Here is a 3,924-nt window from a genome sequence, read left to right on the forward strand (position 1 = left end):
ATGCATTGCTAAGGTTAAAACGGAGGAGTTAGTTGGATGATCCAGCACCTGATGCTGGGACGAAGTCGGAGAGCGCCAGCTCGCGCGCCAGGATTTCGCGGAGCAGGGGACGGACGTCCCAGCGATGCAGGGCGGTCGTCGCCGATTTGAGCGCCGTGGACTGGCACACATAGCGCTCGCCGTCGCGCGTGGGCAGGCGCCGCAGCCGCGCCGCCGCGGCGGCATCGTGCGCCGGCCATCCGGCTTCGGCCAGGGCGCCGGGGAGCGCCTCGGCCGGCGCGAGCCAGTCGCGTTTCCAGAACAGCAGGCAGGCACGATGGCACTGGTCGTGAAAACCGCCGTCGCAGCGGGCGTCCTGGAGAAGAACGGGCGTCCTTCATTTCGCGAAAGCCATGGCCGACGACACACGTCCGGCGCGCGCTGCGATGCACGCGGTATGCAGGAGCCGCAATACGCCACCATTTCGGGCATGAACGGCAGGCCGTCGAGTTTTCCCATCCTCATCCAATGTCTCGAGAATTTCACTCGGACTTTTGACTCTCATGAGCCGCGCTCGCGGCGGGCGCCAGGTTTCACGCTTCATGTCGACCTCTCGATCCGGGTCTCAGGCTTGACCCGTCCAATGTCAGGGTGGGGACGGCAGGGGGCTCGATGAGCCTGGAATGGGCCGGCGGCGTCTGGCTGCTGCCAATGCGTGGGCATGCAAGATGCATCAAGTATCGGGAGGGATGGCCCGTCTCCTGGAGAGCCATTCGAGATAAGCGTGGGCATCGTTCCAGCTCACGCACATGACCGGGTGATACTCGGTGGCGGCGTTGGCCTGCGAGTCCCAGCTGAGCTGTCCGTATTCCATGCCCCAGTCATTGGCCGCCAGTTTCCAGCAATCGGTGCCCATCTGATAGCCGGTGGCGTCGACGAACTGGCGAAACTGCTTGACCGTCGTTTCATACTTGGACAGCTTGAACGTCCTGACCTGGACCTGGTGTACAGGCACCGACGCCGGATAATTGGCGTAGGTCGGGTCGGCGGTACTGCCCATCGAGAACTGGCCGCCCGGGACCGTCACCATGGGCGGGACGATCACCGGATCGGTAGCCGCCCGCAGCGGGCCGCTCGCGCACGTGACCGCAACCAGCATGAAAGCGGCGAAAATTTTTTGCATCGTATCTGTCCTGGGAAAATCGAGCGGCCCAACGCGGCGCACTCTTCGCGCATATTGAAACAAGTGCCAACAGTGGTGTCGGCAGGTCGTGCCCGACAAGCGCTTATTGCGACGAGCAATGCTTTGTCCAGACAACGCCACAATAACCAAGCTGGATATCGGCAAATCTCACCTTTTCTATCCACTCGCTTATTTCTGGCTTAAAACTTCCAAAGCGCCGCTTACCATTCAGCACATGCAATGCCGGCCTCGCCACGGCACAGGTACACACGAGGGCCAAGCGCCGCCCCGCGTGCCGCTGCCGCGCGTCCAGGCGCAGTACGCGTAACCTGCAAACCGAACGCCTGCCCTCTCCCTATCACGAACGCAAACGCGGCGCCGCGACCGTGCGCAACCGGCGCCCCGTTTCCGATTGAGCTTCCGCAATCCTTTACGGGCCATCCCTCCCGATACTTGATGCATCTTGCATGCCCACGCATTGGCAGCAGTGATACGCCGCCGGCCCATTCCAGGCTCATCGAGCCCCCTGCCGTCCCCACCCTGACATTGGACGGGTCAAGCCTGAGACCCGGATCGAGAGGTCGACATGAAGCGTGAAACCTGGCGCCCGCCGCGAGCGCGGCTCATGAGAGTCAAAAGTCCGAGTGAAATTCTCGAGACATTGGATGAGGATGGAAAACTCGACGGCCTGCCGTTCATGCCCGAAATGGTGGCGTATTGCGGCTCCTGCATCCGCGTGCATCGCAGCGCGCGCCGGACGTGTGTCGTCGGCCATGGCTTTCGCGAAATGAAAGACGCCGTTTTTCTCCAGGACGCCCGCTGCGACGGCGGTTTTCACGACCAGTGCCATCGTGCCTGCCTGCTGTTCTGGAAACGCGACTGGCTCGCGCCGGCCGAGGCGCTCCCCGGCGCCCTGGCCGAAGCCGGATGGCCGGCGCACGATGCCGCCGCGGCGGCGCGGCTGCGGCGCCTGCCCACGCGCGACGGCGAGCGCTATGTGTGCCAGTCCACGGCGCTCAAATCGGCGACGACCGCCCTGCATCGCTGGGACGTCCGTCCCCTGCTCCGCGAAATCCTGGCGCGCGAGCTGGCGCTCTCCGACTTCGTCCGCATCCTGTTCCGCACCTTGTGGCGGCGGGCGGGCGGCGGGAAGCAGGACCAGCTCATCGGCGTTCCCGGCCCGAAGAGCAGAGGCGGCCTGGATTTGCGGCAGGACGAATGGGTCGCCATCAAACCGATCGAGGAGCTCCGGCACAACCTCGATGAAAAAGGGAGGAATTGCGGATTGACCTTTCCCCCGACCATGCATCATGCGATCGGACACAGCTACCGGGTCGCCTTCCCTGTCCGTCAAATCATCCTCGAGCAGACGGGCATGATGGTCAAGCTCGGCAATACCGTCGCCCTCGACGGTCTGTTGTGCGAAGGCATCGATGTGGCGATGTGTCCGCGCGGGGAATTTTTATATTGCCGCGAAAGCTGGTTGCGGCGCGGTGCGGCGCCGGCGGATCGCCCTGGCGCGAGCCCTGCCCGAGGCGTGCCCTGAGCCGTGCCCTGAGCCGTTCCCAGAAGCGCGTCCCGAGGCGTGCCGCGAAGGCGCTTGCTGCGGCGCTATAATGGACTCATCGTTACCGGCCGCACCCGCCTCGCGTGATCCGAACACATGCATTACGTCCTCGCGCCCCGCACGCTCTTCTTCAGTCACTATTTCTATACCGGCCTGCGGATCGCCGCCGGCGTCGTCGGCCTGACGGGCCTGACGTACCACTTCGCCGACCTGCCGACCGCGATGGCGGTGGCGATCGGCGCGCTGTGCACCAGCATGATGGACCTGCCGAGTCCGTTGCGCCACAAGTTCAACGAGATGCTGGCGGGCGTGCTGACGTGCTCGCTGGTGGCGCTGCTGGTCAGCCTGTGTTCGCCCGTGCAATGGCTGCTACGCACCGTCATCGTCCTCGTGGCTTTTCTGGCCAGCATGATGACGGCGTACGGCAGGAAGGCGATGCCGCTGCAGTTCGTCGCCCTGTTCGTGATGATGCTGTCGAGCGGCGCGGCCGTCGCGCCGCTGCAGGCGTTGCGGCATGGGGCGCTGTTTTTGCGGGCGGCGCGGGCAAAAAGACGGCGCCCCATGCCGCAACGCCTGCAGCGGCTGGTGAGCGGCCGCGCCGCTCGACAGCGTCCATCAGCGAACAGGCGAAACGAACTGCAGCGGCATCGCGCTTCCTGCCGTACGCCGTCATCATGCTGGCCAGAAAGGCCGCGAGGACTGCGTGGCCAGTCACGGGCGAACACGGGCTGACCAGGGCCGCGCCACCAGCGAGCGCGTCAGCACGCCCGCCAGCATCTCATTTGAACTTGTGGCGCAACGGACTCGGCAGGTGCCGTCGTGTGGTGGCCGCGCCGATCGCCACCGCCGTCGCCGTCGGCAGGTCGGCGAAGTGGTACGTCAGGCCCGTCAGGCCGACGACAGCCGCGGCGATCCGCAGGCCGGTATGGAATCGTGACTGAAGAGCATGCGGGGCGCCGAGGACGTGATCCATGTGTTCGGATCACGCGAGGCGGGAGTTGCAGCCGGTAACGATGAGTCGTTGTAGGCGCCGCAGCAAGCGCCTTCGCGGCACGCCTCGGGACACACTTCTGGAACGGCTCGCGCCGCCAGGGCACGCCTCAGGGCAGGGCTCACGCCGGCGATCCGCGGCGCGGCACCACGCACAACTTCGCACAATATAAAAATTCCCCGGCACCGGACACATCGCATCGTA

5 protein-coding genes are annotated in these 3,924 nt (G+C 65.0%); 3 read left to right on the top strand and 2 right to left on the bottom strand.

What is annotated here, in order from left to right; all coding sequences use genetic code 11:
* Positions 1–226 precede the first annotated feature (226 nt).
* Complete coding sequence (locus ACWNCF_RS01380) at positions 227–655, top strand: hypothetical protein (RefSeq protein WP_449405743.1); 429 nt, start codon at positions 227–229, stop codon at positions 653–655.
* Between the two features lie 57 nt (positions 656–712).
* Here the strand turns inward: ACWNCF_RS01380 and ACWNCF_RS01385 are convergent, their stop codons facing one another.
* Positions 713–1,162: a formylglycine-generating enzyme family protein gene (locus tag ACWNCF_RS01385; RefSeq protein WP_449405744.1), complete on the bottom strand. Its 450-nt coding sequence runs from the start codon at positions 1,160–1,162 to the stop codon at positions 713–715.
* A 586-nt stretch (positions 1,163–1,748) separates the two neighbouring features.
* Here ACWNCF_RS01385 and ACWNCF_RS01390 point away from each other — a divergent pair.
* Positions 1,749–2,708 (top strand): hypothetical protein, encoded by a 960-nt coding sequence (locus ACWNCF_RS01390; RefSeq protein ID WP_449405745.1) that lies wholly within the window; start codon positions 1,749–1,751, stop codon positions 2,706–2,708.
* Between the two features lie 117 nt (positions 2,709–2,825).
* On the top strand, positions 2,826–3,461 hold the full coding sequence (locus ACWNCF_RS01395; RefSeq protein ID WP_449405746.1) for an FUSC family membrane protein: 636 nt from the start codon (positions 2,826–2,828) through the stop codon (positions 3,459–3,461).
* Positions 3,462–3,507: 46 nt separating this feature from the next.
* Here the strand turns inward: ACWNCF_RS01395 and ACWNCF_RS01400 are convergent, their stop codons facing one another.
* Positions 3,508–3,702 carry a hypothetical protein gene (locus ACWNCF_RS01400; RefSeq protein ID WP_449405747.1) on the bottom strand — a complete coding sequence of 65 codons (195 nt, stop codon included), beginning with the start codon at positions 3,700–3,702 and terminating at the stop codon, positions 3,508–3,510.
* Positions 3,703–3,924: the final 222 nt, after the last annotated feature.

This window comes from Massilia phosphatilytica (assembly GCF_977014125.1).